Raw genomic sequence first — 26093 nt, forward strand, 5'->3', positions numbered from 1 at the left:
CTTGAGCTATGCCTCAGTTCGACGGCGGAGCCGAGTACATGTCGAGCTTGGAGTTGGGCTGTCCCCCGGGACCCACGCCGTATCCGCTGCCGTTGTCGGCCACGTCGATACCACGAAGGGCTTGCGCGATGTCGTCCTCGTTGAGCCCGGAAGCCTTGCGTGCGGCCTCAATACCCTCGAGGAAATAGGCCAGCAACCGGTTCAGCGATGCCATGTGGTTGTTGATCTGGGTCTGCTTCGCGTTGAAGGCACCCGCACCAATGCCCCTCCACTGAGTCTCGATCGAGTCGATGACACCCTGGAGACCCTTGACCTGCCCGTTGATGTTGCCAATCTTCGCTACGAGCCACTCCTCCTTCTTCCGGAGTGACGCATCATCGAGTTTCTGGTCCGCCATGACACTCGTCCCCTTCGTGAGTTCCGAATCTCGTCATCTCGTCGCTTTCGTCTCCGACTATGACGCCCACTGCCACTTGCCTAGTTCCGCCTCAGACGTACGGCAGCGAAGCCGCACCCCGCGAGGACGACGACTCCTGCCGCGATGCCGGTGGCGGGCAGGAGCCAACCTCGGTCCTTCCCCTTGGACTTCGAGTCTGCCACCTTTGCCTGACCGGGGGCAGCCTCTTTGTTCGAGTCTTTGCCAGCGTCCTTGGCGTGCGAACTCGACGACTTCGACTTGGTGTGCAGGGTCCGCTCCCCGGTGAGCGGACTGATGTCCGGATCGCCGGGATCGCCCTTGTTCTCCAGGAGGTTGAGACGTGGACGAACGGCCCCGAAGCCGATGCTCTTGCCAGGACCCTTGTCCTTGTCCTTCAGGCCGGCAGTCTTGATCAGGACCCGGCTCACCTGATTCGCCGTCCAGTCCGGGTGCTTGGACCAGATCAGAGCGGCGGAGGCGGACGTGATTGCGGTGGCAGAGCTGGTGCCTCCATGGCCCTGGGTGCAGTACTTCTGCTTCTTACCGTCACACCACCCCGGAACCCCCACGCCCGGGCCCGCGAGGATCGTGTGGTTGCGATTGGAGAAGTCGGCCGCCTTCCCGGACTGGTCGGTGGCTCCTACGGCTACTACGTCCCTGTAGGCGGCGGGATAGTTGAGTTGATTGCCCTTCTTGGCATCATTCCCCGTGCCAGCCAGCAGGAGTTTTCCTTTCTTGGTCGCGTACTTCATCGCTTCCTCGATGGAAGGATGCGGAGCGGTGCCAGCAAGAGACATGTTGATGATTTGGGCATCGCTGTCAGCCGCCGCTCTGATGGCCTCCCCGAGGTGCTCCTTCTTCCGGTCGGCGCCTTCCATTCCGGTGAGGTTGGTCCGGATCGGGATAATCCTCGCTCCTGGAGCAAGCCCCTTCAAGGTCCCGCCTTTGCCGGAGCCTGCGATGAGTTCGGCCATCGTCGTTCCGTGGCCGAGATCATCGCGTGTTTCGTCACCCGGAGCTCCAGAGAGGTCCTTCCCTGGAAGGACACGGCCTTGGAGTGACTGAGTGGTCGGATCAACCCCGGAGTCGATGACAGCGACCTTGATTCCCTGACCGGTGCTGACCTTCCACATCTTCTCGGCCTGCATCGCCTTCAGATACCACTGCTGAGACCGAACGTCCTCCGCAGTGGCCGTTGGAGCCAGACCTGCTATGCAGACCGTCCAGGCTCCGACTGCCGCAAGTCCAGTGAGGAGCCGACGCTTTGTTCGCTGTTTTCGAGATGTTGCTGTCATGGTCGCTCTCACTGGATTACTCGATCACTGGCGGCACACTGCCACGCCGCCCGGTCGACCTGTTCTGCTCCTCTTCTGACAGGTAGTCCGAACGTCGAGTCCTCTCACGCCGCTGATTCTGCGGCTTGTTCTGCGACGACGAGGGCTGGCCCCCGACGACCAGGCCCGTACCACCGGGAAAGAAGCCGCGCGAGTCCCCCTCTTGGTGCGAATCGCCGTTGCGAGGCTCCCCGACAACGCCATCCCGGTTGGTTGCAGCCCTCCCGCTTGCCGCGCGCTGCCCGCCACTCTGGCTGGCCGCTCCTTCTGCGCCCCCACCGCTGACGGGCGGGACCATGCCCGTGGGGCGCCGAGGCGCCGTCGAGCCCTGTCCGTCGATGACCATCCCCCGCGGCACCCGGGAGCTCGACGCGTTCGAGCCGGATACAGGCTGGCTTGGGGTGCCGCCCACGATTCCGCCGCGTTGGCCGGACCGAGCAGAACCGGAGTTCGGCCCGCGTCCCCCGGCGTTCGGCCCCATCGCGGCCGGAGGAACACCCATCATCCCTGGACGACCGAGACCTCGAGGTCCGTTGTTACCGGCTTGCTGACCTGTCGGACCTGGCATAACTGGGCCGATAGGTCCTGGCCTCATCGGACCCTGGCGCCCGACAGGACCATTCGGTCCCGTCGGTCCGGTGCGTCCCGTGTTCGTGACCGGAGGCGGCGGCATGAACGGGCGTTGCTGGGGGCCAGTGCGAGCCGTGGCCGGAGGTCCGACGGGCCGTGGTGGTGGGGCGCCGCCGGGACCAATTCGACCGGGCGGCGGCCCTCCCGTTGGAACAAAGGGGCCCGGACCAGGGGGTGGGCCACCGGGCGGCGGACCGGGTGGACCGGTCGCCGGAGGTACCTGCGGCGAAGGGCCAGGGTCCATCGGCGGTACGACGGGAGCAGGCGGAGCGCTGTCGATGTTCGTGGCAACAGCCGTACCCGGGCGGACGGGATCCTCGGGAAAATGAGGCGCAATGGGATCAGCCCTGCTGATCGACCCGTCGCTGCCAGGCACATGGGCCGGACCCGCCTGATCAGAAGCACCCCGGGCAGGGCTGCCAGCGGCATACGGGGCCGCTGCCGCCGCTTCTTGCCCACCTCCTCCGCCGGAGGCGCCAGGTTCGATGGGGCCAGAACTTGGAGGCGCCGGCGGAATACCCACGTCCGGCAATGCCTCGAAGACCGGCTTTTCCTTCTCCGCCGTCTGTATGTGCTGGAGAGCCACCCGATAGTAGGAGCTCAGTTTTTCCGCCTGGCGGACGGCCTCTTTGTGTTTGGGGTCTTCCTTCGGGGGTTTGTCGCCGCCCTTGGAGTCGGAGTCGTCACCCTTCTTCGACGAGGCCCCGTCATCATCTGCGTCCCGCTCGGGCATCGAGTTCTGGACCATGGCCAGGCCGATGCCGGCCCCCTTGAGATGCGAACCGACCATGCCCGCGTACTCGCTGAGCTTGATGGTGTTCTTCCGAAGCCCCTTGGCCCAGCCGTCGAACGCCTTCTTCGTTTCGCCTTCCCAGTCGGGATCGGTCTCCTCGAAGTAGGTCTTCAGCTCCCTCTCGGCGTCCTTGATGGCGCGGGCAGCGTCCCAGAGGGCTTCTCCGACGTCCTCCAGGTCTTGGGGAACGCCGGCATCGACGAGGTCTTTCAACTGGTTGACGCGGTACTTTTCAAAATCGGTCGCCGAGCCCGGTGCGGCATTCCGTGAAAGCAGTAGGGGAGCGCCAGCCGTGTAGGGGAGCAGGGGGTTCTGATCCGACTGGAAAAGAGGGTTGTACTCCATCGGAATGAAGGCGTCCTTCGGCATCTCATCCGCCGAGAACCCCCTCCCGGAGTCCGAATCAATCGACTCGTTCTTGTCGCCCTTGCCACCCATGGATCCTCCTGATTCCGGGCTGATGTGGCCAACTAGTAGCTGCCGTCGTCGTTGCCACCCTCGGGCGCTTTCTTGGCAGGTGTGTCCCCGCCCTGGTCCTGCTTCTCGTGTCCGCCCTTGCCGTGTTGCTTGAACTTCTCTGCCAGGGCTTCTGTTCTGGCCTGGATCTCCCAGAACCGGCGCTTCTCGTCCTCCTCCACCTCGTCCAGATTTCCGTCGGCGTACTTGACCGCGATGCTCATCGCATCGATCTGATCCCGGAGCGACTCGGAGAGGAGGGTGAGGGTTTCGTGCACCTCGCTGTACTTGGTGAAGAGGTCATCCGCTTCGGCGAAGGGGAGATTGCGGCCACCGAGTGACTGCCGCGTGACGCGCCTGCACGAAATCTTGTGTTTCGCGGCAGGCGAGGTGTCCAGCTCTGTGATGACCCCGTCGATGCGCTTCTTGAGCTTCTTCAGCGCTTCGGCACGTCGCTTGAGGTCAGCCTGCGACTTCGACGGCAGGACTGGCGGCGGCGTCTCCTTGCCGTCGGGCCCCAACTGCCCCATGGGCTTCCCCCTTCTGCCCCGTTTTCGCTGCTTGCTCGACGGTCTTCGTGGTCCGTCGGACAGCGCTCAGGTCACTGTAGTAGCTGGACCCGGTCGATCCCAACTGCAAATGAGCTGCTGACAGTTGCTCGTAGCAGGACCGTAACGTGTGACACTCCTGCTGCACATACCTCTTTTCTACCAGTGGCCACCGACACCGACAGGCCGACGCAGACCAGCGGGCCGACGGTCAGCGGCTGGGCGTCGGATGCTTGCGGCGGCGCCAGTCGCGGTAGATGAGCGAGGTGCCTGCTACGACCGCCACGAGAGTGCCACCTCCTACAAGGACGTAGGTTCCGAGCCTCTCGTTCCGTTCTTGCTCGGTTTCTCCCAGCTGAAGCTTGGCCGGTGTCGGTTTTTTGGCCGTTTCGACGCCTTCTTGAGCCACAGGGCGGTCGATGCGCTTGTCGTCCTCGGTCAGAGCGGCCACCGGGTCGACGACGCCCCAGCCGACGAGGCGGTCGTGGCCGGGGATCGAGCGCTCCGCGGTCTGCTCGATCTGGGCGACGATGTTCTGCTGGGACCACTTGTCCGGGCCCTTGTTGTGCTTCGCGCGCAGGAGGGCCGCGACGCCCGCCACATACGGGGCGGAGAAGCTGGTGCCGTTGTCGACGCAGTGGCCGCCCTTGGGAACGGTGGAGACCATGTCGACGCCGGGGGCTGCCACGTCCACGAAGTCGCCCGCCTGGGAGAAGGGGGCGCGCTCGTTGTTCCGGTCGGAGGAGGAGACCGCGAGGACACCGGGGTAGGCGGCGGGGTAGGTCTTCTTGTTCTGGCCGCCCAGGCCGTCGTTGCCCGCGGAGGCTATGACGACGACGTCCTCGTCGACGGCGCGCTGCACGGCGAGTTCCAGCGAGGAGTCCGCCCGCAGCGCCTCGGCGGTGTCCTGGGAGATGTTGATGATGTCGGCGCCGGCCTTCACGGCGTAGTCGATCGAGTCGGCGAGGGAGCCGACCGTGCCGCTGCCGTTGGCGTCGTTCTGCTTGATCGGGATGATCGTCGCCTTGGGCGCGAGCCCCACGAAGCCGGTGTTCTCGGCCGGGCGGGCGGCGATGATGCCCGCGACCTTGGTGCCGTGGCCGACTTCGTCCGTTGTGCCGTTGGCCTTCCCGCGGGGGGTGGCTGCGCCCGTCTCGTCCTTCTTCAGCTTCTTGGGGAGCAGGTTCTTGCCGGCCTTGGCATCGACGGCGTCCTTGAGCTGCTTGTTCGCGATGTCGACGCCGGTGTCGATGACGGCGACCCGGACGCCCGCGCCCTGATTGGTGTCCTTCCACAGCTCGTTGAGGAGCACCCGCTGGAGCGACCACGGGCGACCCTCGTACGGCTTGGCGGGGAAGCTGCACTGGGTACTGGCGTCCGCGGCGGCGGGCGGGGCGACGGTGACCGTCAGGGTGGAGGCGGTGACGACCGTGGCGGCGGCCATCGCTGCCAGGCGGCGCATACCCCGCAGTCCGGTGGTGCCGTGCCGCGTCGCGCTGCGGGGCAGCCTGTTGTGCATCGTCGTCACCACTTTCAGGAGCCCTGCGGCTGGAGTGCGTCACCGGTGGACAGCCGCGGCCCGGTGGGCAGGAAGGCAGCCCACTCGGCCGGGACGGGTGCGGGCTTGACGCCCTCGTACCCGAGCCTGCGCTGCGCGTTCTGACCCTCGGGCTGCTGCTCCTTCTTGGACTTCTTGCCGTCCTTGCCGATGCCCGAGTCGCCCTGCGAGCTGTCGGTGTTGTTCTGCATCGCGTAGCGCAGCCCGGTGTCGGTCACCAGGAAGAGGCCGCCGTCGCTCGGGCTGCGGCCCTTGAACTGGCGGAAGAGCTGGCCGGTTCCGGGGGTGACGTAGGCGCTGGAGGTGCCCGCGGGGAGTTGCTCGGGGAACTCTTTGCCCACCCAGGTGCTGAGCGTGGTGGCGCCGCTCTTGCCGTTCACCTTGCGCAGTACGTTGCAGGCGACGTTGCGGCTGCCCGAACCGGTGCCGGCGGAGTTGACGGCGTAGCTCTTCTCCCGGGGCCACTTCAGGGAGTCGCCGAACGTGCCGGACGAGGAGAAGGCGCTGGCGTTGACCTTGATGGCCTCGCCGTTCTGGTTCAGCTGCAGCAGCTGCTTGGAAGAGAGCAGGAGCTGCGCCATGAAGTCGGTGATCCGCAAGACCTTGCCGGACAGGACGACGTAGTGCTGCATGTGGTTGCCGGACGCCGACTTGATCACGGTGCCCACCTGGTTGGTGTTCGGGTCGAGGCCGGAGATTCCCGCGTCCGCGCCGACCTGGCCGGGGACCTGCGGGAAGGAAATGTGCTGGCCTGTGTGCAGCGTGGCCAGCCACTCCCTGGAGACGCGCTGGGGCTTGCGGTTGCCCACCAGGATGGTGAGCAGTGTCTTGTCCTGCGCGATGCGGTACTTCCGGCCGGACTTGTCGACGACGTACAGCCGGTCGTCAGGGCCCTGGACGAAGGCGAGCTCGCCACCGCGCAGCCGGTTCTCGCCCTCGACCTTGTCCTGGTCGCGGTCGGCCAGTACGAAGGCCGCCTTCTGGACGGCGCGGTCGCCCTGGCTGGGCCGTTCGCAGACCGCCCAGCGCTTCTTCTCGCCCGCCTCCTTGCCCTCGGGGAGCCGGTCGGGCGCGTAGGGGATGCCGAGGGAGGCGCCGTGCGGTATGTCGCCCTTGTCGAGGACCTTCTCGTCGACCTTGACGACCTCGCCCTTGCCCGCGTCGAGGAGCAGCTTGGCGGAGGCGAGGTTGAGCACCGGGTGGAGCTGGGCCTTCCCGTCGGTCTTCAGCACCACGTAGCGGGTGGTGGACTCGGAGCCGATGATGACCTTCTCCGCCGGTGTGTCCCAGCCTTCGGGGGCCTTCGGTTTGAACATGCCCCAAGCACCGAATCCCGCGAGGATCAGCACACCGACGACGATGCCGGGCAGGATGCCGCGCAGCGGGCGGGGGGCACCCTCCTCGGTGCCTGTCGGTGACGGCTGGAGAAACGCCGCCACCAACCGCTTCTTCGCGAAGGTATAGGCATTGAGCTCGTCGCGCCGTGATGCCATGAGTGAAAGACGCTCCCCTTGAGTCCCTGCTGTCCCCCGCACCGTCCGGCCCTGACGGGCCCTGACGGCCCCGGCCGGTCCGGAACGGTACCGCTCACCGGTCCGTGCGACGCCCGCGAGCGCTGCCGATTGTCGGACCGGGCCCCTACTATGCCGGTTGGGGATTGCCTTGTGCCGCTCCGGTATCGTGATCGCCCGCCCAACGCCCCCGACGAGTGGGGTTAATTCGGACATGAGGGGGCCTTCTCGGATGGGATCTGCGACGCGGGCGCGGGGTGCGGCCGGCACCGCGAGGCGCTCTGGGCCGGGTGCGCCCCGGCGCCCGGGAGCCGCCGCGTCCGCAGCCCGGTCACCCCAGCCCAGGCCCCGGGTCCCTGCCTCGACGACGCTGCGCACCGCGTCGCGCACCAGCCGTCTGGGACCGTTCCAGCTGCAACAGCTGGTGCTGCTGGAGCTGGCCGCCGCGGTGCTGCTGGTCGCCGCCGCCATCGACCGGCTGCTGCTGGTGCCCGCCGTCGTGGTCGCTGCCGCGCTGGTGGCGCTGGCGGTGATGCGCAGGCACCAGCGCTCGGTCCACGACTGGTTCAGCACACTGCTGGCCCTGCGTGCCCGCAGACGTGCCGCGGCCCAGCCGCTGACGCCAGCCATGGTGCTGGACGAGGACGGCGAACGGGTCGACGCCAGCTTCCTCCCCCTGGTGGAATGCGCTCCTGCGCTGCGTACGTACGCCTACATCGACAAGAAGCGGCGCACCATAGGGATGCTGGGCGACGGCACGTTCCTGACGGCCCTGGTGCGGATAGAGGCTGCGCCCAGCGCGCTGCGCCCGGCTTTCGGAGCGCGCGCCCTGCCGCTGGAGCTGATGCATGACGCACTGGACGTGGACGGCATCACGCTGGAGTCCGTGCAGGTGGTGCAGCACGTGCAGCCGGCACCCGCGCCCCATCTGCCGGAGCAGTCGGTGGCGCGGCGTAGTTACGGGCCGTTGCAGGAGCAGACGGGATCGCCCGCGCTGCGGCTGACGTGGGTGGCGCTGAAGTTCGACCCGGAGCTGTGCCCGGAGGCGGTCGAGGCCCGGGGAGGCGGCCTGGAGGGCGCGCAGCGCTGTCTGGTGCGCGCCGCGGACCACCTGGCCAGCCGGGTGACCGGGGCCGGTTTCGTCGCGACGGTGCTCAACGAGCAGGAGCTGATAGCCGCGGTGGCGACCTCGGCCTGTGTGAGCCCGGTCGCCACGGCCAGGGCCAGCCGGCCGGACGCGACTCCCGCACGGCGTACCGCCGAGTCCTCGCGCGCCTGGCGGTGCGACGACCGGTGGCACACCACGTACGGCGTCGGCCGCTGGCCCGAGTTGGGCCGCGCTGCCACGCCGCTGCCGCGCCTGGTGGCCCTGCTGACGTCCGCACCGACGCTCACGACGACGTTCAGCCTGACGCTGGGCCGCTCCGCGCGGCGCAGCGCCGTCATGGTCAGCGGCCATGTCCGCCTGACGGGCCGCTCGGACAACGAGTTGGCGGCGGCCCGGCGGCAGCTGGAGCGGGCCGCACGCTCGGGACGGGTGGGGCTGGTGCGGCTGGACCGGGAGCAGCTGCCGGGCGCTCTCGCAACGCTGCCGCTGGGGGGTGTGCGCTGATGGCGAGCCGCTACACGCAAGGACTGCTGGGTCCGCGCCGTACCGAACATGCCGTGCCCGCGGACCATTTGGCCGCACTGTCGCTGCCCATCGGTGACGACGGCGTGGTGGTCGGGAACGACTCGGAGGGACGCCCCCAGGTGGTCGGCTTCCACCATCCGACCCCGTACGACGTGGTGCTCATCGGTGGCCTGTGGACGGCACAGGTGCTGGCGCTGCGGCTGGCCGCGACCGGCGCGCGGGTCGCGGTGGAGACGGGCCGGGCCCAGGTGTGGACGAACCTGGTGCAGGCGGCGGGCGCCGGACAGGAATGCATCACGCTCTACGACGTGGGACGGGTGCCGCCCATGGGCCCCACGGTGAGCAGTCCGGTGCTGGTCATCCGGGACTGCGGAATGCGGCCTCCGCGTGGCCGGGTCGCCGCCATGCCGTGGCAGTCGGTGCTGACGCTGCTGCCGTATCTGAGCCCCGTCGCTCCCCGGTTGCTGCGCAGCGCGGGGCTGTCCGGTATCCAGCGGGTCTCGCCGGACGAGGCACAGCAGATCGGGCGCATCATGCAACTGCCGCGCCAGGAGGTGGAGGCGCTCTCCACTCTGGGCGACGGTGTCACGCTGTGGTGCACGCGGCGCGAACGGCAGTACGCGCTCACGCAGCCGACCGACGCCGAGACGGGGCTGTTGGGGACGCCGCGACGGCTGGACTGACACGGACCTCGCACGAGTCACACACGATCTGGACCGACGCCGGTCACAGGACCGCACTGCCCGCGTGACAGTTGCGATGATTAGGCTGGACTGACGCGCGTAGGCGGGCGCGCGGCAAACCGGGGTGAATGACCACAGCAGGAGGCATTGTGAGCAGCGACCGGGACGAGATCCGCGTCCGCGGGACCATGCCCGGCTCTGACCAGCTCGACGCGGAAGCGGATGCCGAGAGCGAGCCGGAGTCGACGGGCCAGTTCACCATCGACTACACGCCGCCTGCCTGGTATACGCAGGACGCGGCCAGCAGGCCCGAGCCCCAGGAGGCGCCGCCCCCGAGCGCGCCCGCGCCGATGTCCGGACCAGGGCAGGGGCCGGGGCAGGAAGACCACTCGGGAGTCGGGCCGGACTTCAGTGGTTCACGATTCAACGACGGTGACTGGTGGGCGAGTTCACCGGCCCCCTCGGCTCCCTCGGTCCCGTCAGCGGAGGACGTTCCGCCCGGGTCCGGCTACGAGTCCCCTGAAGCGGCGGGATCTTCCGGCATCTCCAGCTCCCCCGAAAGCGATGCGCCGCCGGCCGATCTGCCCGCCTTCCCCTCGCTGAAGCCGTTCAGCGAGCAGCGGGAAGAGGAGACGGAGAACGCGGCGGGAGCGGCGGAAACGACGGTAGCCGGGGAAACGACGGAAGCCGGGGGCTACGGAGACGAACGGGAGCAGCCGTTCGGCACCGCATCGCCCCCTGTGGATGCGTTGGCGGACGTGGACGCTTCGGCCGAGGCAGGCGCTTCGGCGCTGCACGTAGATGCTTCGGCGCACGTGGACACTTCGGGGCACGTAGACGCTTCGGCGCACGTAGACGCTTCGGACGCGCGGGACGAGGAACTGCACAGGGAGCCGGAAGGCGAGCCGGTGGTCAGCGCGGCTGACGACCTCGGACCTGACTCCTTCGGTCCGGACGCGGCCCGTTCGGACGGCCTGCGCGAAGACGACCAGTACGAACGCGAAGACGGCCGACGCGACGACGATGAACCCGAAGACGATGAAGCGCCTCGGAGCACCGCCTCGCCGAGCTGGCGAGCGCCGTCCGTGACCGAGCCCGCATCTGATTCCGAGCCCCGGCCGGGGTCGGAGTCGGAGCCGGAGTCCGCGGAGCCGGTGCGGGAGCCGGAGGCGACGGAAGCACCGGAGGTCTCGGAGGTCTCCGACGTCGCGGAGGGGCCGCGAGCCCGGGGTGACGCCGAGGACGGCGCCACGATGCGGTTCTCCGCCGCCGCGCTGCGCCGCGAGATTGCCGCGTACGCCGCTCAGGAGGAGCGCAAGAGCGACGACGCTGCCGCGAACGCGCAGCCGGAGGCCGGCCCTCAGCCGGACACCGACCGCGTGTCGGCGGAACCGATGAACAGCCCGCCAAGTGAGGTGTCAGCCGGACGGGTTGAGAGCGCCCCGACCGCGCCGGACGCCGGGGAAAGCGACCGCGCGGACAGCGATGCGGAACCGGCGGAGCCCCGGGATGCGATTCCCGCCGCATACGACTTCGACCTGGAAGCCCCCTCTCGCGACCGCCGGTATGCCGAAGCGCCGTCCGCGCAGGCCCCGGCGGAGCCGCAGGACGCGGAACCGCAGGACGCTCTGCCGCCCCACCCCCTGTCCCCCGCTCCGCCGCAGGAGGCGGGCCACTGGTCGGGCCCGCCCGGCGAGGGCAGCGGCAGCACCGCGGGGGGCGCGCAGGAGCTGCCCCCGTTGCCGCCGGACTTCCAGCCTGCTGCCTCCGCACAACCGCAGGGCAGCGCGTGGCCGAGCGCAACACCGCAGGACGGGGGCAAGCAGTCCCACACTTCGCAGAGTCCGAACCAGAGCCCGCAGGCCCCGCACGCCCCCCAGAGCCCCCAGCCACCGCAGCCCTCACAGCAGGCGCAGGGACAACAGCCCGCCCAGCAGGCCCCGGAAAGCCGCTACGGCTACCCGCAGGCGGGGCAGCAGCAGCCGCAGGGCGGCCCCGGGATGGCACCCGCACAGCAGCAGCCGGTCCGTCCCGTGCCCGGCCAGGCCCAGCCCGGACAGCAGTACCAGCCCGGGCCGAACCAGCCCGTGCCGCCGCACGGCCGGCAGCAGGCCGCACCGGGCGGGCTGCCCACCCCTCAGGCCCCGGCACCGCAGTCGCACCCCGGCCTGCCTCAGCCCGGTACGCCCCAGCAAGGGCAGGGACAAGGGCCCGGGCAGGGGCAGCCGCAGGGCCGGCTGCCCGCCCCGCGTCCGGCCCAAGCCCAGCACCCGCAGGCTCAGCTCCCCCAGGCGCAGGCGCAGCCCCAAGCACCGGCACCGACGCAGGGCCAGCCACCCGCACAGGCACAGGCGCAGCCCCCCGCACAGACACAAGCCCAGCCACCGGTACAGGCACAGCAGCCACCGGCCCACGCACAGCAACCCGCCCAGAACCAGCCGCCGGCCCATAACCAGCCACCCGCCCAAGCACAGCCCCCTGGGCAAGCACAGCCGCCCGCGCAAGCACAGCAACCGCCCCAGGCACAGTCGCCGCTGCAGCCGAATCCGGGCGCTGTGGACCCGCGTCGGGTGGACCAGTCCGGCTCACCGCTGGGCTACACGGCGGCAGTTGAGCTGTCCTCGGACCGGCTGATCAACAACAAGAAGAAGCCGCGTCCGCAGTCGGGCAAGAGCTCCCGTTTCAAGTTCGGCGCCAAGAAGGAGGAGGCCGAGCGGCAGCGCAAGCTGGAAGTGATCCGTACGCCGGTGCTGTCCTGCTACCGGATCGCCGTCATCAGCCTCAAGGGCGGGGTCGGGAAGACGACGACCACCACGGCCCTGGGCTCGACGCTCGCCAGCGAGCGGCAGGACAAGGTGATCGCCATCGACGCCAACCCGGACGCGGGCACGCTCGGCCGCCGGGTGCGGCGCGAGACCGGCGCCACCATCCGGGACCTGGTCTCGGCGATCCCGTACCTCAACAGCTATATGGACATCCGCCGGTTCACCTCCCAGGCGGCGTCCGGGCTGGAGATCCTGGCCAACGATGTCGACCCGGCGATCTCGACGACGTTCAACGACGACGACTACCGCCGCGTGATCGACGTACTGGGCAGGCAGTATCCGATCATCCTGACGGACTCGGGAACGGGCCTGCTCTACTCCGCGATGCGTGGCGTGCTGGACCTCGCCGACCAGCTCATCATCATCTCCACGCCCTCCGTCGACGGTGCGAGCAGCGCCAGTACGACGCTCGACTGGCTCGCCGCGCACGGCTACTCGGAGCTGGTGCAGCGGAGCATCACGGTGATCTCCGGGGTGCGCGAGGTCGGAAAGATGATCCGGGTCGAGGACATCGTGGCGCACTTCGAGACCCGGTGCCGCGGCGTGATCACCGTGCCGTTCGACGAGCACCTGTCGGCGGGCGCCGAGCTGGACCTGAACATGATGCGCCCGAGGACGCGGGAGGCGTACTTCAACCTGTCCGCGATGGTGGCCGAGGACTTCGCGCGGGCCCAGCAGGAGCAGGGCCTGTGGACGGCCGACGGCAATCCGCCACCGCAGCTCGCCCCGCCGATGCCCGGCCAGGGCGGCATACCGGCACAGCCCGCTCAGCCCGGGCACCCCGGTGCCGCCGCCAGTCCGCCACCCGCACAGCAGCAGCCGCCGTACGGGGCGGGCGGGGGTTACGGGTACCCGGGTCCTGCGCAACCCGGCCAGCAGCACCCCGGTCAGCCCGGGCACCCCGGTCAGCCACAGCCCGGCAGCGGCTGGCAGCAGTAGCAATGGCCGCAGACGGCCGGTAGCCGGGAGCCCCGAGCCGTGCAGGCTGGTACAGCCGGTCGGCCGGGCGGCGTACAAGCCTGCAAAGCCGGGGCATACGACCGCTCACAGCCGGAGGGGCGGCGGACACTGTCCGCCGCCCCTCCGGCTGTGCTGTACCCGATCGGCGCGGCCGACGCTAGGCCGGACCGGGTGGGCCGACCAGAGTCAGTCCTGCGTCGGTGACACCAGTCGCCGGGTTTCCTCGACGTCCTGTGCCATCCGGGCCTTCAGCGCGTCAAGGGTGTCGAACTTCTCCTGGCCGCGGATGTACTCCACGAAGTCCACGGCCACGTGCAGCCCGTACAGATCCAGGTCGACGCGGTCGATGACGTGCGCTTCGACGGTGCGCTCGGTGCCGTCGAACTGGGGGTTCGTGCCGACGGAAAGCGCGGCGGGCATCGCCTCGCCCGCCACCGTCAACAGGCCCGCGTACACGCCGTCGGCCGGGACGGCGGTGTGCGGCAGTGTGTCGACGTTCGCCGTGGGGAAGCCGAGGTCGCGGCCACGCTGTGCTCCGCGCACCACGATGCCCTCGACACGGTGCGGACGGCCCAGCACCTCGCTCGCGCCCCGCACGTCGCCCTCGGCAACCAGCCGCCGCGCCATCGTGGAGGAGAACGCGTCGCCGCTCTCCGTGCGCTCGAAGAGGTCGACGACGATCACGTCGTAGTCGTACGTCTCCCCCAGCTCGGCCAGGGACTCGACGGTGCCGACCGCCTTGTGTCCGAAGCGGAAGTTGGGGCCTTCCACGACGCTGCGCGCGTGCAGTTTGTCCACGAGGACCTTCACCACGAAGTCGGCGGGCGACAGCTTGGAGAACTCGGCGGTGAAGGGCAGCACGAGGACGGCGTCCACGCCCAGTTCCCCCATGAGTTCGGCACGCCGGTGGTGCGGTGCGAGCAACGGGGGGTGACTGCCCGGCCGGACGACCTCGCTGGGGTGCGGGTCGAATGTGACGACGACAGCGGGGACGCCCAGCTCCCTGGCGCGCTCCACCGTCCTGCCGATGATGAGCTGGTGCCCGCGGTGCACCCCGTCGTACGAGCCGATGGTGACGACGCTGCGCCCCCAGCCCTCGGGGATGTCCTCCAAGCCACGCCAGCGCTGCACGTCTGCTCCTCGTCGCTACCTGGTTCGCCAGTGCCTGTGCCGATGGTGATGATGACGGGTCTTGCCGGTCCAAGGGTGCCATGCCCCGCCGTCCCGGCCCGCACGGACCCACCTCCAGGCCACCGGCACGACGAGAGCACGGATCCGGCCCCGCCCCGGACGTCAGACGTGTCCGTCCAGCATGTCGCACACTCGGCGGGCACGGGGCCCCACAACAGCCGTCCACAGCTCCGGCTCCCGTGCCACCCAGGCGCTGACAGCCCCCGCGAAGCCAGGCAGCTCACGGGCGAAGCGGGCGAGCGCCCGGTCGAAGGAGGCCGCGCCCTGCGCGGTGGCTGCCATCCGCGTCCCGATACGCCGCACCAGCTTCTCCTCGGGCGTTCCGCCCCGCTGCCGTGGGACGGTCGTACGCCGGGCCACGGCGTCCAGCGCGGCCTCCAGGACGGATTCGTCGCGCTCTTGGGCGAGCAGGAGATCCAGCAGCTCGTCGCGCAGCGGCCCCTCCCCCGCGCCGAGCACATGGGCGAGACGTGCCCGGAATGTCGGCTCCTGTTCCTCCAGCAGCTCCGCCACGAGTGGGCGCAGCACGGCGCGGGCGCCCGGGCCGTTTCGCAGTCGGTGTTCCACGAAGGCGGCCACGTCGTCGCGGGCCCGCCATGGGCGGAGCACGGCGTGTTCGCGTACCAGCAGAGCGGCGCGCCGGGCCAGTGCCGGGGTGCGCACTTGTGCGAGCGCCTGCACGGCCTGCGACTGTGCTGCCGGGTCGGCAGGCCCGGTGAGCAGCGCCTGATAAGCGGCGAACACCGGCTCCGGGTGGGTGCCCAGTGCGGTACCCAGAGCAGCCGCCAACTCGGCTTCGCGGGTCTCGGTGACACAGCGCAGTGCAGCCCTCATATGCCGGGAGCGGCTGTGCGGGTCGCGTACGAGGATGGCGAGAGCCGCGGTGCGCAGTGCGCGGTCTTGGGGGCGGCGCAGCAGCGCGAGGGCGGCGGAGCGCAGCAGTTTGCGGTCGGAGTGGGTGCTTGCCAGACGCGCCGCCCGCACCCCGTAGCCGGCCGCGGCCGTCGCCCGTCCGTCGGTGCGGGTGTCGTGTGCCCACCGTTCGACGGCTCGGCACATTGCGGGGAGCTCGTCTTGCACCAGCTCGGCCAGGAGCTCGTCGGCGCGCGGGTGTGCGGCGTCGACGAGGGCATCGGCCAGCTCGTCCATGGCAATGTGCCGGCTGGTGTACAGCAGTGCCTGGGCGGCGGTGGCAACAGTGGGCACAGTGCGCCCGTCCGCATCCGTGCGCCGCCGCAGGGGCCGCAGATCGCTGAACCAGTCGCACAACAGCGGCTGCACAGTGCGAGGTTCGGCAGTCAGCAGTTCCTTGAGTACGTCCAGATAGCGGCCCTGTTCGCACGGCCGGTCCGCAGGTACGTCGGCCGGCAACAGGTGCCGCAGCAGCTCCGCCTTCCCGGCGGCGTCCAGGGGGAGTCCGCGCCAGAAGCAGGGCCCGAAACTGTCCCGCACCATGGCGCTCTCCTGCCGCTCGGCCACCCGCTCCGCCAGGCTGCCCAGGACGGGCGTATACGGGCACGCGTCCGGCATCCGCGGCAGCGTCTCGCGCAGCAGGTGCACAGCCCACCACGCGGCCTCGCCGTCCGGCACACCGTCGTCCAGGGCTGCACTCGGGGCCGCACCCAGGGCCTCGCCCAAGGCGTCGGCCAACCGGCGCAGCCGCGGGGCGAGCACCTCCGCGCCGTCCCGCCGGTCGCACAGCAGCAGCGCCTGGACGACGGGACCGGCGCGATGGCGGGGCACCCGAACCGCACCGTCCCGGGCCCCGCTTCGCCACGGCACGAGTGTGTCCAAAGCCACGTCCAGGTCAAGATGGCAGCCCTGCAACCAGTCGGAGAACTCCTCGTCCACGAACCGGTAGCCCGCGCCCGCCGGGGCCAGCGCGCCCTCCGTCAGCACGGCGGAGGCCCAGCCGCCGCGCCAGGGAAAGAGCTCGTCGAACGCTGCGGCGCTCAACTCGCCCTGCCCGGACCCGAGACAGCGGCGCGCGGCCTCGTGCAGCCGACCGGCGACGCGGGCAGCGAGCCGCCGGACGGAGCCCAGGTCCGCAATATCGGCGCCCACCGCTGCTCCTGCCGCCCGCTGCGGCACTCCGGTGTTCCGTTCGCCCTCACCCCGCGACATCAGCCGCTGTGCGATGCGCAGACACAGCAGATCCAGGAAGGCGGCGAAGATCTCATGACGGGCTGGGGGCGGTTCCGCCGCCTCGCCTCGGTCCGCGTACTGTGCACCCGGCGCCCGCGGTACGCCCCGCCCGCACACGGCACCCTGCGCCGCGCACACCTGGGCGAGCATCCGCATCGCCAGCGGGTGCCCGGCATCGCCGGTCGCGAGGGCACCGTCCGGCAAGCCGTAGGCAGCCAGAGCCCGTGCGGCCTGCCGGGGCGGCAGATCGCCCACCCGCACACTGCCGTTGGTCCCGGCGAGTGCGTAGAGCATGTCCTCGGGGAAGAGCGCGGCCGCCTGCTCCCAGTGCTCGGGGCGGCACGCGACCGCCAGCCGCGCACCGGTGGCCCGCAGCCAGCTCGCCGTACGGACGGTCCACTGCGGCAGCGTCTGCACGAGGTGGGGCGGCATCTCCTCCGGTGCGTCCAGCAGCACCAGCAGCGGCCGGCCGGCAGTGCAGGCGAGACGCGCGACCACATCGGGGTCGGCCCCGCAAAGGTCACCCGCCGGCACGGCCCCGGATGCGTCCCACACACCGGATGCCGCAACGGTCCGGTCGGCCGCCGCCAGTGCGCGGCCGACCGCCTCCCGGAGCCCGGCGTCCTTGGGATGCAGTTCGGCACCGCGCAGCCAGACGCTCGGCGCGGGCTCCGCGGCTCGCGCCCGGCTGGCTGCGACGGAGGCGAGCTCGGTGGTACGGCCCGTACCGGGGGCGCCCGCCAACGCGATGACGGAGGCCCCGCTGTGTGCGAACAAGTTGAGGTGCTCGGCGACTTCGGGCCGGGGCACCGCATGTGCGCACCGCTCCACCGCGGGCCCCACCGAGGCCGCGGCCAGCCGCAGCACCCCGGCCAGGTTCAGATCGGGGCCGAACCCGGGCGCGGAGGCACCGTTGCGCCGCAGCAGTACGCCCAGTGGACCGTCGGGCGCCGGCACGCCCGCCGCTTGCAGCGGTACGGCAAAGCGCCCGGGGCGTCCGGACGTTGCGTGCAGTGCGGTGCCCAGAACGCCGAGGACGGCCCCGGTCGCCGCGTCCACGACGGGGGCACCCGACGCCTTCCGGGACAGCCGCAGCGGGACGCTGACGGACTCGGGCAGTTCGAGCAGCAGTGCCCGCTCCATGGCGTGGTAGCGGGCCGTGGAGGTGTAGGTGACCGGCACGGTGCCGGTCACCGTGCTGGGGAGGGCCTCGTCCTCGGTAAGGAGCACGGCCCGGGTGCCCGGGTGCGGCCCCTCTGCCCCGATGACCAGCGGGTCGAGGCACAGCCCCGCCGTACGGATCAGCGCCAGGTTCCACTCGGGCAGCGGCGTGATGTCACAGCTCGCCGCGGTGACCGAGCTCTCTCCCGCGTGCAGTACGGCACGGCTGAGGCCGTCCACCGCCTCGTGGCTGGTCACCACGGTGCCGAGGTCGTCGGCGACGAAGCCGAGGCCGCGCGGCCGTCCCGCCAGATCGCTGAGGCGCACCAGCGTGGGTCTCCCGCACACCGCCGACATCGCTCGAACCTCCGCGCTGGCCGCCCTCACCACCGCGTCGACCGTAGAGCGCAGTTGATCAGCGGCAACAGGCCCGGCGCCGAACGCGCCCCCACCCGCGCCCACGCTTCACCCCGAGCGCCCGGCCATCCGGGTGAATGCACCGGCGCCCAGGGATATCCCCGGTTCCTCACTCGCCAGGGGACCGGGAAGCGGGCCGCACCACAACGGGAAGGTCACCCACACGAAGACGGCCTCACCGCGCCTACCGGCGACGAAAACTCCCCCACACGAAGACGGGCCCGTCCCCCACACGGAGACGGGCCCATCAGACCCCGTAAAGCAGCAGCCGTCCCTCACACGAAGACAGCGAGGCTCTTCGCCCTGCCGCCCTGCTCCTCCACCAGCGCGATGAGCTGCCCGTCAGGTCCGAAGACCGCGACGGGACCGGGTCCGACGCCGTCCGCCGGCATTCGCAGCTGGACGCCGTTACCGATGCGGCGTGCCTGTTCCTCGTCGACGTCCCAGCGGGAGAACGCGGCGGCTGCGGCCTCGCCCAACGGCAGGAGGGGCAACGGCTCTTCGGCGTCCACGAACTGCTGCAGCTGCTCCAGGGTGTGCGCGCCGTCCAAGCCGTACGGGCCGACCCGGGTGCGCCGCAGCGCCGTCAGATGCCCGCCCGTGCCCAGTGCCGCGCCCACATCTCGGGCGAGCGCCCGTACATAGGTGCCGGACGAGCACACCACCGAAACCAGCAGGTCGGTGACTGGTGTGCCGTCCTCGGCGGTCTCTTCGCGCACCTCGTGCACGGCGAACGAGGAGACGGTGACCGGCCGTGCGGCCAGCTCCACCTGCTCGCCCTCGCGCACCCGTGCATAGGCACGCCTGCCGTCCACCTTGACGGCGCTGACCGCCGACGGGACCTGCGAGATCTCCCCGGTCAGCGCGGCCACCGCGGCATCCACGCGCTGCCGGTCCAGATCCTTGGCGCCCCGCGAGGCGGTGAGCTCGCCCTCGGCGTCCTCCGTCACGGTCTCCTGGCCGAGCCGGACGGTGGCGACGTACTCCTTCTCCGTCAGGGCGAGATGGCCGAGCAGCCGGGTTGCCCGCTCGGTGCCGACGACCAGCACACCGGTGGCCATCGGATCGAGGGTCCCCGCATGGCCGACGCGTCGGGTGCGGGCCATACCGCGCAGCTTGGCCACGACGTCGTGCGAGGTGAACCCGGCGGGCTTGTCGACGATGATCAGCCCGCCGGGGCCGTTGTCTCTCTTACGTGCCACGGATCAGGCGCTCTCGTCCTCGCCGTCGGAAGCATCCGAGCCCTCCGGAAGATCCGCGTCGTCGGCAGCGGACTCGCCCGGCTTGCGGTACGGGTCGGGCTCACCGGCGTATGCGGCACCGGAGGACGCCTTGCGGACCTCCTCGTCGGCGGCCCGGGCCCGGGCCAGCGCCTCGTCGATCGTCTTGGCGGTCTCCGGCAGCGCGTCCGCCACGAACGTCAGGCTGGGCGTGTGCTTGATGCCGGCCGCCGAGCCGACGGCGGAGCGGAGCACGCCCTTGGCGCTCTCCAGACCCGCGGCGGCAGCCTTGCGGTCCTCCTCGTCGCCGTAGACGGTGTAGAAGACCGTTGCTTCCCTGAGGTCGCCGGTGACCCTGGTGTCCGTGACGGTCACATGTGTGCCGAGCCGCGGGTCCTTGATCCCTCGGTGCAGCTTCTCGGCGACCACCTCACGGATGAGGTCCGCCAGCCTCTTCGCCCGCGCATTGTCGGCCACTGGTCCGTCTCCTTGCTCTGCGCCATGCGCTCACGCGCTGCTGCGTTCCTGCGTTGCTGCTTTTCTGCCACTGTTGCGCTGCCACCGCTGCTCCCGCTGCCGCGTTTGCTGCGACTGCTGCGACTGCTGCGCCCACTTCGGCTGTGCGTCTATTCATCGTCGTCGCCGTGGAACCGCCGCCGCACGGACAGCAGTTCCACCTCAGGACGCGCGGCGACCAACCGCTCGCAGCGGTCCAGCACGTCGCTGAGATGCCCCGCGTCCCCGGACACCGCCGCCAGCCCGAGATGGGCTCTGCGGTAGAGGTCCTGTTCGCCCGTCTCCGCCACGCTGACCGCGTACTTGCGTTGCAGCTCGGCGACGATGGGGCGGACGACGGAGCGCTTCTCCTTGAGCGACCGCACGTCGCCGAGAAGCAGATCGAAGGACAGCGTCCCTACGTACATACAGTGCGGGTCATGCCACCCGTGGGGCCTTGGGTCGCCGCCCAGCGGTGGCTGGGGGCGTAGGAGTCACTGGCACCGTACACGCAACGGCCGGGGCCGATCGACGGAAATATTCCGCCGGTCGGCCCCGGAAACGAGAGTGGGGGTCAGCCGCGCGGCTTCTCCCGCATCTCGTACGTCGCGATGACGTCGTCGACCTTGATGTCGTTGAAGTTTCCGAGGTTGATACCGCCCTCGAAGCCTTCGCGGATCTCGGTGACATCGTCCTTGAAGCGGCGCAGGCCCTCGATGTTGAGGTTCTCCGCCACGACCTTGCCGTCCCGGATGACGCGCGCCTTGGTGTTCCTGCGCACCTCGCCGGACCGGATGATGACACCGGCGATGTTGCCCAGCTTGGACGAGCGGAAGACCTCGCGGATCTCCGCCGTACCCAGCTCGACCTCTTCGTACTCGGGCTTGAGCATGCCCTTGAGGGCCGCCTCGATCTCCTCGATGACCTGGTAGATCACCGAGTAGTAGCGGACGTCCACACCCTCGCGCTCGGCCAGCTGCGTCGCGCGCCCCTCGGCGCGGACGTTGAAGCCGATCACGATGGCGTCGGAGCCGGTCGCCAGATCGATGTCGGTCTCGGTGACCGCACCCACACCGCGGTGCAGGATGCGCAGGTCCACCTCTTCGCCGACGTCGAGCTGGAGCAGCGAGGACTCCAGGGCCTCGACCGAACCGGACGCGTCGCCCTTGATGATGAGGTTGAGCTGCTGCACCTCGCCCGCCTTGAGCACCTTGTCCAGGTCCTCCAGGGAGACGCGGCGGGTCCGCTTGGCGAAGGCCGCGTTGCGCTCGCGCGCCGCGCGCTTCTCGGCGATCTGCCGGGCCGTACGGTCCTCGTCCACCACCAGGAAGTTGTCGCCGGCGCCCGGGACATTGGTCAGGCCCAGCACCAGGACCGGCGTCGAGGGAACCGCTTCCTTGATGTTCTCGCCCTTGTCGTCGAGCATCGCGCGCACCCGGCCGTAGGCGTCGCCCACGACCATGGTGTCGCCGACCCGCAGCGTGCCGCGCTGGACCAGCACGGTCGCCACGGCGCCGCGGCCGCGGTCGAGGTGGGCCTCGATCGCGATGCCCTGCGCGTCCTGGTCGGGGTTGGCCCGCAGGTCGAGCGAGGCGTCCGCGGTCAGGACCACGGCCTCCAGCAGCTCCTCGATGTTCAGGCCCTGGCGCGCGGAGATGTCGACGAACATCGTGTCGCCGCCGTACTCCTCGGCCACCAGCCCGTACTCGGTCAGCTGGCCGCGGACCTTGGTCGGGTCGGCACCCTCGACGTCGATCTTGTTGACCGCGACGACGATCGGCACGTCGGCCGCCTTGGCGTGGTTGAGCGCCTCGACGGTCTGCGGCATCACGCCGTCGTTGGCCGCGACCACCAGGATCGCGATGTCGGTCGACTTGGCACCGCGGGCACGCATGGCGGTGAACGCCTCGTGACCAGGGGTGTCGATGAAGGTGATCTTGCGCTCTTCACCGTTCACATCGGTCGACGCCTGGTAGGCACCGATGTGCTGGGTGATGCCGCCGGCCTCGCCCTCGATGACGTTGGTCTTCCGGATCGCGTCCAGCAGCCTCGTCTTACCGTGGTCGACGTGACCCATGACGGTCACCACCGGCGGACGCGGCATGAGCGCCGTCTCGCCGCCCTCGTCCTCGCCGAACTCGATGTCGAAGGACTCGAGAAGCTCGCGGTCCTCCTCCTCCGGGCTGACGATCTGGACGACGTAGTTCATCTCGTCGCCGAGCAGGTGCAGCGTCTCGTCGGAAACGGACTGGGTCGCGGTGACCATCTCGCCCAGGTTGAACATCACCTGGACCAGCGACGCCGGGTTGGCGTTGATCTTCTCCGCGAAGTCCGTGAGCGAGGCACCACGCGACAACCGGACGGTCTCGCCCTTGCCGCGCGGCAGCATCACACCGCCGACGGACGGTGCCTGCATCTGCTCGTACTCTTGGCGCCGCTGCCGCTTCGACTTGCGGCCACGACGGGCCGGACCGCCGGGACGGCCGAACGCGCCCTGTGTGCCGCCACGGCCGCCGGGACCACCCGGACGACCGGCGAAACCGGGACGGCCACCGCCGCCCGGACGGCCGGCGAAACCGCCACCGCCACCACCAGGACGGGCACCGCCGCCGCCACCGGGACGACCGGCGAAACCGCCGCCGCCACCGCCGGGACGGCCACCGCCGCCACCACCAGGACGGGCACCGCCGCCGGGACCGCCACGGCCGGGACCCGGACGCGGGCCCGCGGCAGGACGCTGCGGCATCATGCCCGGGTTCGGACGGCCACCGCCGCCACCACCACCCGGCCGCGGACCGCCGCCCTGCGGGGCCTGCGGACGCGGCATGTTACCCGGCGTGGCACGGCCGCCACCCGGAGCCTGCGGACGCGGACCCGCCTGACCGGCGCCACCCGGGCCCTGGCCCGGCTTGGGCGCACCGGGCTTCGGAGCGCCCGGCTTGGGGGCACCGCCGGAACGGGGCGTCTGCGGACGCGCCATACCGGTGGAGCCACCCGAGGTGAAGGGGTTGTTGCCCGGACGCGGCCCGGAGGGACGCCCACCCGGCTTGGCGGGCTGACCCGGCTTCGGGGCGCCGCCCTGCGGACGGCCCTGGCCGCCGGGCTTCGGGGCCTGGCCCGGCTTGGGGGCCTGGCCGCCCGGACGCGGCGTCTGGCCCGGCTTGGGGCCGCCCGGCGCGGCGGGCGGCGCCTGGAAGTCCGGCTTCGCGGGCGCTGCGGGCTGTGCGGGCTGTGCCGGCCCCGGCTTGGGCGCACCGGGCTTCGGGGTGCCGGGCCTGGGGGCCTCGACAGCGCCCGTCTCGCCCTGTGCGGGGCTCGGGGCAGGGGTCACCGGGGCCTCGGGGCCCGGCTTGGGGGCACCGGGCTTCGGTGCGCCCGGCTTCGGCGCGCTCGCACCCGGCTTGGGTGCGGCGGGCCTGGCGGCTGCCTTCTGGGGCGCCGCCGGCTTCGCTGCGGACTTCTTGGCGCCACCGCCGGAGCCCGCGTCGAACGCGTCTGTCAATTTGCGGACTACCGGCGCCTCGATTGTCGAGGACGCCGAACGGACGAATTCACCGAGTTCCTGGAGCTTGGCCATGACGACCTTGCTCTCCACTCCAAGTTCCTTGGCGAGTTCGTATACCCGGACCTTAGCCACTTCGCTCCTTACGGCCCGGGGGATCGTCCGCCGGACCTTCGCTACTGATGCATGGGCGTACTCATCGCGTACTCATCGAGTGCTCATCGCAATCTCGACCTACTTCCCACTCGCGAGGTACCTCTCCCCGCACGGAGGTTCCGTACGGGCTGTGCTTACGGTCTTGCGGTGCTTGTCTGTGCGTTCCGCTCCACGTGCTCCCGCAGCTCCGCGAGGTCGAACGGACCCGGGCCCCGGAAGGCCCGGTTGAATGCCCGGCGCCGGACGGCCTGCTCAAGACAGGACGAAACGGAGTGCACATAAGCACCCCGACCGGGCAGCCTACCGCGAAGATCGGGGATCAGGCTTCCCCCGATCAGCACCACTCGCAGCAGAACATCCTTATCGGCGCGCTCCCGGCAGCCCACGCAGGTCCGCTGAGGGCACGCCCGACCACGCGTCCGGCCAGACACTGCCTAAGTCTACCTCCCCGAAGCCCCGAAACCCCGTGGGGGGTAAGGGCCCCGTTACTCATTCGCAGCCGGTCCGCAAGCCTCCGGCCACGTAGTGTGACCGCGCTCAGCCCTGCCCGGCCGAGCGGTCCTGGGACTGGCCGTCCCCGGCTGCTTCGGCGGTGTCCGGGCGGATGTCGATACGCCAGCCGGTCAGGCGGGCGGCGAGCCGGGCGTTCTGCCCTTCCTTGCCGATGGCCAGTGACAGCTGGTAATCGGGCACGGTGACCCGCGCGGAGCGCGCTGCCAGGTCCAGGATCTCCACCTTGCTCACCCGCGCCGGGGACAGAGCGTTGGCGACCAGATCGGCCGGGTCGTCGGACCAGTCCACGATGTCGATCTTCTCGCCGTGCAGCTCCGCCATGACATTGCGCACCCGGCCGCCCATCGGGCCGATGCAGGCGCCCTTGGCGTTGAGTCCGGAGCGGGTGGACCGTACGGCGATCTTGGTGCGGTGACCCGCCTCACGGGCGATGGCCGAGATCTCCACCGAGCCGTCCGCGATCTCCGGGACCTCCAGCTCGAAGAGTTTCTTGACCAGGTTCGGGTGGGTGCGGGAGAGGGTCACCGACGGACCCCGCACGCCCTTGGCGACGCGGACGACGTACGTACGCAGCCGGGTGCCGTGCGCGTACTCCTCGCCCGGGACCTGCTCCTGCGGCGGCAGGATGGCCTCCAGCTTGCCGATGTCCACCAGCACGCTCTTGGGGTCCTTGCCCTGCTGGACGACGCCCGCCACGACATCGCCCTCACGGCCCGCGTACTCGCCGAAGGTGACCTCCTCCTCGGCGTCCCGCAGCCGTTGCAGGATGACCTGCTTGGCCGTCGTCGCGGCAATCCGCCCGAAGCCGCTCGGGGTGTCGTCGAACTCCCGTGGCTCGGCGCCCTCTTCGAGCTCCTCGGGGCTCTCCTTGGCCCACACCGTGACGTGGCCCGTCTTGCGGTTCAGCTCGACGCGCGCGTCCCGCCTGCTGCCCTCGGTGCGGTGGTACGCGATGAGGAGGGCCGACTCGATCGCCTCGACCAGCAGGTCCAGAGAGATCTCCTTCTCCCTGACCAGCCCCCGCAGGGCACTCATGTCGATGTCCACGGCTACGCCTCCTCGTTCTCGTTCCCGGCGGCTTCGGCGTCGCCGACCGCGGAGGTGCGCCGCGGCTTCTCCGCGGCCTTGCGGTTGAACTCGATCTCGACCCGCGCCTTGGCGATCTCGTCGAACGCGAGCCTGCGGGCCGTGGGCTTGCGCCCCTTGACCCCGGGCACCTCCAGATCGACGCCCTCTTCGTCGACAGCGGTGATACGAGCGGTCAGCTCGCCACCGCCGGCCGCCTCGGTGAGCTGTGCCTTGACGAGCCGCCCGACGGCGCGGTGGTAGTGCCGCTGCTCGCTCAGCGGGCGGTCGGCCCCCGGGGAGGTGACCTCCAGCACGTACGGGGCGCCGCCCATCGCGTCGCTCTCGTCGAGCACTTCGGAGAAGGCGCGGCTCAGCTCCGCGCAGGTGTCCAGCTGGACCCCGTCATCAGCGTCCACGACGACACGCAGCACGCGCCGCTTTCCGGCCGGGGTGACATCGATCTCTTCGAGATCCAACCCCCTCTTGCTGACGAGAGGTTCCAGCAGTCCGCGCAGCCTCTCGCTCTGGGTGGTGCTCATCCGGGTGACTCCTCGGCCGCGTGTGCTGTTGTAGGGGGCCTCGTGACAGGGGCGTGTCGCCGACCAAGCCTATCGTCTGTGGCGCGCTGCGCCGACCCGGTCGGGGAACGCGCGGCAGTCCACGGCTGTGCCGCCGCGGCAGCGGTCCCGGGTGCCGTCGGCAGACATCCTGTCCGACGCCGCTGTCCGGCGTCCGGGTGCGGACCGGCCCGGCAGGGGTGGCCCCGGACAGCCGCGGGAAGAAGCCCGGGTACCCTCGCGGGGCGTGACCAGCGCCCCACTGCGGTCACAAGTCCGGGCGAGGCCGCAGTCCGTCTGGCCGTTCGTTCGCCCACAT

18 protein-coding genes are annotated in these 26093 nt (G+C 70.5%); 4 read left to right on the plus strand and 14 right to left on the minus strand.

Annotated elements, in window-relative coordinates; translation table 11 throughout:
• Positions 1 to 13: 13 nt before the first annotated feature.
• Positions 14 to 397 (minus strand): WXG100 family type VII secretion target, encoded by a 384-nt coding sequence (locus tag ACTWP9_RS05630; protein WP_443244864.1) that lies wholly within the window; start codon positions 395 to 397, stop codon positions 14 to 16.
• A gap of 80 nt (positions 398 to 477) precedes the next feature.
• Positions 478 to 1713 carry a S8 family serine peptidase gene (locus tag ACTWP9_RS05635; protein WP_443244865.1) on the minus strand — a complete coding sequence of 412 codons (1236 nt, stop codon included), beginning with the start codon at positions 1711 to 1713 and terminating at the stop codon, positions 478 to 480.
• 1240 nt (positions 1714 to 2953) lie between these two features.
• On the opposite strand from ACTWP9_RS05635, the gene ACTWP9_RS05640 reads away from it, so the two are divergent.
• The gene (locus tag ACTWP9_RS05640) at positions 2954 to 3445 is read left to right on the plus strand and encodes a hypothetical protein (RefSeq protein WP_443244866.1); all 492 of its coding nucleotides are present in this window, start codon (positions 2954 to 2956) and stop codon (positions 3443 to 3445) included.
• A gap of 200 nt (positions 3446 to 3645) precedes the next feature.
• Here the strand turns inward: ACTWP9_RS05640 and ACTWP9_RS05645 are convergent, their stop codons facing one another.
• From ACTWP9_RS05645 to eccB, 3 genes are all read right to left on the minus strand, one after another.
• Positions 3646 to 4161 carry a hypothetical protein gene (locus ACTWP9_RS05645; RefSeq protein WP_443244867.1) on the minus strand — a complete coding sequence of 172 codons (516 nt, stop codon included), beginning with the start codon at positions 4159 to 4161 and terminating at the stop codon, positions 3646 to 3648.
• A 229-nt stretch (positions 4162 to 4390) separates the two neighbouring features.
• Positions 4391 to 5698: a type VII secretion-associated serine protease mycosin gene (mycP, locus tag ACTWP9_RS05650; RefSeq protein WP_443244868.1), complete on the minus strand. Its 1308-nt coding sequence runs from the start codon at positions 5696 to 5698 to the stop codon at positions 4391 to 4393.
• Between the two features lie 14 nt (positions 5699 to 5712).
• Entirely contained in the window at positions 5713 to 7230 is a 1518-nt protein-coding gene (gene eccB / locus ACTWP9_RS05655) for a type VII secretion protein EccB (protein ID WP_443244869.1), read from the minus strand.
• A 250-nt stretch (positions 7231 to 7480) separates the two neighbouring features.
• On the opposite strand from eccB, the gene eccE reads away from it, so the two are divergent.
• The 3 genes from eccE (at position 7481) to ACTWP9_RS05670 (ending at position 13328) form a co-directional block, all read left to right on the plus strand.
• Entirely contained in the window at positions 7481 to 8860 is a 1380-nt protein-coding gene (gene eccE / locus ACTWP9_RS05660) for a type VII secretion protein EccE (protein WP_443244870.1), read from the plus strand.
• Entirely contained in the window at positions 8860 to 9564 is a 705-nt protein-coding gene (locus ACTWP9_RS05665; RefSeq protein WP_443244871.1) for a hypothetical protein, read from the plus strand. The genes eccE and ACTWP9_RS05665 overlap by 1 nt, the downstream gene beginning before the upstream one ends.
• A 149-nt stretch (positions 9565 to 9713) precedes the next feature.
• The gene (locus ACTWP9_RS05670) at positions 9714 to 13328 is read left to right on the plus strand and encodes an SCO5717 family growth-regulating ATPase (protein WP_443244872.1); all 3615 of its coding nucleotides are present in this window, start codon (positions 9714 to 9716) and stop codon (positions 13326 to 13328) included.
• A 207-nt stretch (positions 13329 to 13535) separates the two neighbouring features.
• Here ACTWP9_RS05670 and ACTWP9_RS05675 read toward each other — a convergent pair whose 3' ends face one another.
• From ACTWP9_RS05675 to rimP, 9 genes are all read right to left on the minus strand, one after another.
• On the minus strand, positions 13536 to 14480 hold the full coding sequence (locus ACTWP9_RS05675; protein WP_443244873.1) for a bifunctional riboflavin kinase/FAD synthetase: 945 nt from the start codon (positions 14478 to 14480) through the stop codon (positions 13536 to 13538).
• A gap of 162 nt (positions 14481 to 14642) precedes the next feature.
• The gene (locus ACTWP9_RS05680) at positions 14643 to 18236 is read right to left on the minus strand and encodes a trypsin-like peptidase domain-containing protein (RefSeq protein WP_443244874.1); all 3594 of its coding nucleotides are present in this window, start codon (positions 18234 to 18236) and stop codon (positions 14643 to 14645) included.
• Between the two features lie 302 nt (positions 18237 to 18538).
• Positions 18539 to 19465: a tRNA pseudouridine(55) synthase TruB gene (gene truB, locus ACTWP9_RS05685; RefSeq protein ID WP_443244875.1), complete on the minus strand. Its 927-nt coding sequence runs from the start codon at positions 19463 to 19465 to the stop codon at positions 18539 to 18541.
• Between the two features lie 3 nt (positions 19466 to 19468).
• Positions 19469 to 19960: a 30S ribosome-binding factor RbfA gene (gene rbfA / locus ACTWP9_RS05690; protein WP_443244876.1), complete on the minus strand. Its 492-nt coding sequence runs from the start codon at positions 19958 to 19960 to the stop codon at positions 19469 to 19471.
• A 149-nt stretch (positions 19961 to 20109) separates the two neighbouring features.
• The gene (locus tag ACTWP9_RS05695; RefSeq protein ID WP_443244877.1) at positions 20110 to 20406 is read right to left on the minus strand and encodes a DUF503 domain-containing protein; all 297 of its coding nucleotides are present in this window, start codon (positions 20404 to 20406) and stop codon (positions 20110 to 20112) included.
• Positions 20407 to 20552: 146 nt separating this feature from the next.
• Entirely contained in the window at positions 20553 to 23615 is a 3063-nt protein-coding gene (infB, locus tag ACTWP9_RS05700) for a translation initiation factor IF-2 (protein WP_443244878.1), read from the minus strand.
• A gap of 155 nt (positions 23616 to 23770) precedes the next feature.
• A complete protein-coding gene (locus ACTWP9_RS05705) occupies positions 23771 to 24067 on the minus strand; it encodes a YlxR family protein (RefSeq protein WP_443244879.1) in 297 nt (98 codons plus the stop codon).
• Positions 24068 to 24173: 106 nt separating this feature from the next.
• Positions 24174 to 25196: a transcription termination factor NusA gene (gene nusA / locus ACTWP9_RS05710; protein ID WP_443244880.1), complete on the minus strand. Its 1023-nt coding sequence runs from the start codon at positions 25194 to 25196 to the stop codon at positions 24174 to 24176.
• 2 nt (positions 25197 to 25198) lie between these two features.
• Positions 25199 to 25756 (minus strand): ribosome maturation factor RimP, encoded by a 558-nt coding sequence (rimP, locus tag ACTWP9_RS05715; RefSeq protein ID WP_443244881.1) that lies wholly within the window; start codon positions 25754 to 25756, stop codon positions 25199 to 25201.
• Positions 25757 to 26093: the final 337 nt, after the last annotated feature.

The organism is Streptomyces sp. 3N207 (assembly GCF_052246355.1).
In the GTDB taxonomy this organism is placed as follows: Bacteria; Actinomycetota; Actinomycetes; order Streptomycetales; family Streptomycetaceae; genus Streptomyces.